A 4,270-nucleotide genomic window follows, 5' to 3' on the forward strand; every position below is an offset into this window, starting at 1 on the left:
ACAACCCGCTACGGGGGAGACTTACCCGAAATCTGATTTATTCAACAAAGCCCGGCGATGTGTGAGCGGGTAAACGGCGTGCACAGTGGCGGGGTCTACGCGGGGCAGGACAATCATTTCTATGGCCACCGCAAAATTCTGAAACCCGACGCGCTCAGCTGGCGGGAATACGCCATGCTGCTTCTCGACAGCATGCCGCACACCACTGCGGAACATTACCGCAATAAAATCGCGATCTATTTGCACTGGTATCAGAAGAGAGGCATGGCCGATATTCCCGACACCCAGGAGGGCGATATCGGCGCCAAAGATATCCCGTCCTGGCGACGCGTGTGCAAGGTATTACTCAACAATGACTACTGGTGCCGGGCGCTGTCATTCAGTCCGAACAAACCCAGGCATTACCAGCGTTACAGCGAACGGATGAAATCAAAACGCAAGGAGTGGGGGATCTTATGCAGCAGCAATTAATTAACGAGATGAAAAATTATCTTCAGTCTCTTCCCGAAGATAAACGCATTGAAGCCATTAACGCCTTTCGCCAGGCCATCCATGAAAATAGCCCTTTTCGCGAACAGCCTGTCGACTGCGTACTGTGGATCAAACAGGACGAGATTACCGCGAACGATTACAACCCCAACAACGTTGCCCCGCCGGAAAAACGGCTGCTCTGTAAATCCCTGGAGATGGACGGTTTTACCCAACCCATTGTGGTGACAGAAAGTGAGGCCCGGCATTATGAAATTGTCGACGGCTTCCATCGCCATGAAATTGGGTCCAACCGGGCGGTATTAAAACGCCAGCTTAAAGGCTATCTGCCTGTTACCTGTCTGCGTAAAGAGCGGCAGAAAAAGTTCGACCGGATAGCGGCCACCATTCGCCATAATCGGGCGCGCGGCCGCCATCAAATCAATGCGATGTCCGATATTGTCCGCGAGCTGGTGCAGCTTGGCTGGGACGACGAGAGAATCAGTCAGGAACTGGGAATGGATAGCGACGAGGTATTGCGCCTCAAGCAAATCAACGGCCTGCTGGAACTCTTTGCAGACCGCCGTTACTCAGAAGCCTGGACGGTCAAATAATCAGAGCGCGTTAAGACGCTCTGCCGCCGCCAGCAGCGTCGATTCCTGTTTCGCAAAGCAGAGACGGATCAGCTTATGCGGGAAGGGATCGGCGCAAAAGACGGATAACGGGATCGCCGCCACGCCCACCTCTTTGGTCAGCCACTGGCAAAAACTGACGTCGTCCAGATCGGAGATGGCGCTGTAATCGGCCAGCAGGAAATAGGTGCCTTCACACGGCAGGATCTCCAGACGGCTCTGACTCAGGGCACTCACAAACCGATCCCGGCGTGCGCGGTAAAACTCGGGCAACTCACGGTAATGCTCAGGCTCAGCGCGCAGCATATCGGCCAGCGCCAGCTGGGCAGGCGTGTTCACCGCAAACGTCAGGTACTGGTGCACTTTACGCAACTCCGCGCTGATGGCCGCCGGTGCCACGCAGTACCCCACCTTCCAGCCGGTCATATGATAGGTTTTACCGAATGACGACACCGCCACAGCGCGCTCGCGAAGCTGCGGATGGGATAGCACGCTGACGTGCCCTTCCCCGGCAAAGCAGATGTGCTCATACACTTCGTCGCTCAGGACATAAATTTCATGTTCCGCAATGGCCTGCCACAGCGCGGCGAAATCGCTCTTCTGCCACACGGTCGCCGACGGGTTGTGTGGTGTATTCAGAATGACCAGCCGGGTGTTGTCGCTCAGCAGCGCAGCAAACGCCTGCCAGTCGGGGCGAAAATGCGGCGGCTGTAATGCCACGCGCTTCACCACGCCGCCGGACAGTTCGATGGCAGGCGCATAGCTGTCGTAGCTTGGGTCAAAGCAGATAACCTCATCGCCCGCGCGAACCAGCGCGGTGATGGCCGCATACAGCGCTTCAGTCGCACCTGCCGTCACCGTAATGTCGCTGTTGGCATCCGGTTGATAGCCATAGCATTCCGCCGTTTTATCCGCAATGGCGTCACGCAATGCCTGCACACCGGTCATCGGCGCATACTGATTCGCCCCCTGGGCAACGTGCCAGGCCAGACGCTCCTGCAAATAGCCTGGACCATCAAAATCCGGGAACCCCTGCGAGAGGTTAATGGCGTTGTGCTTCTGGGCCAGAGCGCTCATCTGCGTAAAGATAGTGGTGCCCAGGTTGGGAAGTTTGCTTTGCGGAATCAATGCGTTATTGCTCATTGTGGGGTGCCTGCTTGTAATACTTATGTTGCTGCCACTATAACACGATGTTAGTCTTTGGCAATCAAGACGCTTAGACGTCTAAACAATATAAATATTCCTGACCGAGAGGGTAAAAGGAAATGACAGACAACCTGCAACTCACGCAACTGGTCGAAGCCTGCCGCTGGATTGGCGCCAAAGGCTGGGCCCCCGCCACCGGCGGCAACATGTCGGTACGTCAGGATGAAAACCTGTGCTGGCTCAGTGAATCCGGCAAAGACAAAGGCAGCCTCACGCCGGATGATTTTCTGCAGGTGGAGATCGCCACCAATCGCGCCCCCTCTGGCCGTAAACCTTCGGCCGAAACCGGGTTACACACGCTCATCTATCGCCTGTTCCCGGAGGCCAACGCCGTACTGCACGTCCACACGGTGAACGCCACGGTGCTCTCGCGGCTGGTGAAAGAGGCGGAGCTGCACATCAGCGGCTTTGAGATGCAAAAATCCCTCACCGGGCAGACCACGCATCTGGCTACGGTTGCCATTCCGGTATTCGATAACGACCAGGATATAGACGCCCTCGCTTCGCGAATCGCCCATTACGCCCAGGAGCGCCCGCTTAATTATAGTTTTCTTCTGCGCGGCCATGGCTTAACCTGCTGGGGACGTGATGTGGCCGAAGCCCGCCGTCATCTGGAAGGATTGGAATTCTTATTTGAATGCGAAATGCGTTTACGACAACTGGAGAAGATATGATTCGCGCAATTGTGACGGATATTGAGGGAACCACCAGCGATATCCGTTTTGTCCATGATGTTTTGTTCCCTTATGCGCGTGAGCGTCTGGCGGCCTTCGTCACCGCCCAGCAGTACGCCGAGCCGGTCAAATCGATTCTGGACAACCTGCGCGATGAAATCGACGCTCCGCACGCCAGCGTCAGCGATCTTATCGAGACCCTCTTCACCTTTATGGATGAAGACCGTAAATCGACGGCGCTGAAGGCCCTGCAGGGAATTATCTGGCACGACGGTTACGTCAACGGCGACTTTACCGGCCATCTCTACCCGGACGTGCTACCCGCGCTGGAAAAGTGGAAAGCGCAAGGTATTGATCTCTATGTTTATTCCTCTGGCTCCGTCGCTGCGCAGAAACTGTTATTTGGCTACAGCGATGAAGGTGATATTACTCATCTGTTCAGCGGCTACTTTGATACCCATATTGGTGCCAAGCGTGAGGTGCAGTCTTATCAGAATATTGCAGCGCAGACGGGCATCGCCCCGTCGCAGATCCTGTTCCTGTCGGATATCCATCAGGAGCTGGACGCTGCTGAACAGGCCGGTTTTCGCACCCTGCAGCTGATTCGCGGTGATGATGACGGCGCAAGCCACCATCATCAGGTTCACCAGTTCGACGAGATTAACCCGGAGCAGATCCCTTCATGAGCGCATTAACCATTTATTCCGATAAAGACGCCAGTAAGCACCTGTGGCACAGCACCGACGCCGCCGAGATCGCCCAACAGCTCAACACCAAAGGCGTGCGTTTTGAACGCTGGGCGGCTGACCGTGATTTAGGGCGCGACCCTGCCCCAGAAGTGGTCATTGACGCTTACCAGTATGCCATTGACAAACTGGTCGCGGAGAAAGGCTATCAGAGCTGGGATGTGATCAGCCTGCGCGCCGACAACCCGCAAAAAGAAGCGCTGCGCGCCAAATTCCTCAACGAGCACACCCACGGCGAAGATGAAGTGCGCTTTTTCGTAGAAGGCGCGGGATTGTTCTGCCTGCACATTGGCGATGAGGTGTATCAGGTGCTGTGCGAGAAAAACGACCTGATTTCGGTACCGGCGGGCACACCACACTGGTTTGATATGGGCTCAGAGCCAAACTTTACGGCCATCCGTATATTCGATAATCCGGAGGGCTGGGTGGCGCAGTTTACCGGTGATGCGATTGCGGATGCGTATCCGCGTCTGGCATAGGTGAAAATTGCTCCCTCTCCCTTTGGGCTGAGGGTTCCCCAGAAAAATGAAAAGCACGATGAAGT

Annotated in this window: 5 protein-coding genes and 1 pseudogene; 5 read left to right on the plus strand and 1 reads right to left on the minus strand. The window is 55.6% G+C overall.

The annotated features are described in order from the left end of the window. Nucleotides 1-54: 54 nt before the first annotated feature. Nucleotides 55-471 (plus strand): annotated as a pseudogene (locus HX884_RS25455) (DUF3440 domain-containing protein); the annotation flags it as partial. Further along, the gene (locus HX884_RS25460; protein ID WP_013097610.1) at nt 456-1,082 is read left to right on the plus strand and encodes a ParB/RepB/Spo0J family partition protein; all 627 of its coding nucleotides are present in this window, start codon (nt 456-458) and stop codon (nt 1,080-1,082) included. The pseudogene HX884_RS25455 and the gene HX884_RS25460, both read left to right, overlap by 16 nt. On the opposite strand, the gene HX884_RS25465 is transcribed toward HX884_RS25460, so the two are convergent. Next, nucleotides 1,083-2,243, minus strand: a complete 1,161-nt coding sequence (locus HX884_RS25465; protein ID WP_178328971.1) for a pyridoxal phosphate-dependent aminotransferase — start codon at nt 2,241-2,243, stop codon at nt 1,083-1,085. 122 nt (nt 2,244-2,365) lie between these two features. Here HX884_RS25465 and HX884_RS25470 point away from each other — a divergent pair, with 122 nt between their 5' ends. The 3 genes from HX884_RS25470 to HX884_RS25480 are packed head-to-tail and all read left to right on the plus strand — an operon-like array spanning nt 2,366 to nt 4,205. Then, entirely contained in the window at nt 2,366-2,980 is a 615-nt protein-coding gene (locus HX884_RS25470) for a methylthioribulose 1-phosphate dehydratase (RefSeq protein ID WP_178328972.1), read from the plus strand. After that, nucleotides 2,977-3,666: an acireductone synthase gene (mtnC, locus tag HX884_RS25475; protein WP_014831058.1), complete on the plus strand. Its 690-nt coding sequence runs from the start codon at nt 2,977-2,979 to the stop codon at nt 3,664-3,666. Before HX884_RS25470 ends, mtnC begins: the two co-directional genes overlap by 4 nt. After that, nucleotides 3,663-4,205, plus strand: a complete 543-nt coding sequence (locus tag HX884_RS25480; protein ID WP_178328973.1) for an acireductone dioxygenase — start codon at nt 3,663-3,665, stop codon at nt 4,203-4,205. Before mtnC ends, HX884_RS25480 begins: the two co-directional genes overlap by 4 nt. Nucleotides 4,206-4,270 lie beyond the last annotated feature (65 nt).

This window comes from Enterobacter sp. SECR19-1250 (assembly GCF_013391025.1).
GTDB lineage: Bacteria > Pseudomonadota > Gammaproteobacteria > Enterobacterales > Enterobacteriaceae > Enterobacter > Enterobacter cloacae.

Bases quoted from the DNA above. Each gene is read 5' to 3' on its own strand.
- HX884_RS25460 (WP_013097610.1), top strand. From the start codon at position 456: ATGCAGCAGCAATTAATTAACGAGATGAAAAATTATCTTCAGTCTCTT.
- HX884_RS25465 (WP_178328971.1), bottom strand. From the start codon at position 2,243: ATGAGCAATAACGCATTGATTCCGCAAAGCAAACTTCCCAACCTGGGC.
- HX884_RS25470 (WP_178328972.1), top strand. From the start codon at position 2,366: ATGACAGACAACCTGCAACTCACGCAACTGGTCGAAGCCTGCCGCTGG.
- mtnC (WP_014831058.1), top strand. From the start codon at position 2,977: ATGATTCGCGCAATTGTGACGGATATTGAGGGAACCACCAGCGATATC.
- HX884_RS25480 (WP_178328973.1), top strand. From the start codon at position 3,663: ATGAGCGCATTAACCATTTATTCCGATAAAGACGCCAGTAAGCACCTG.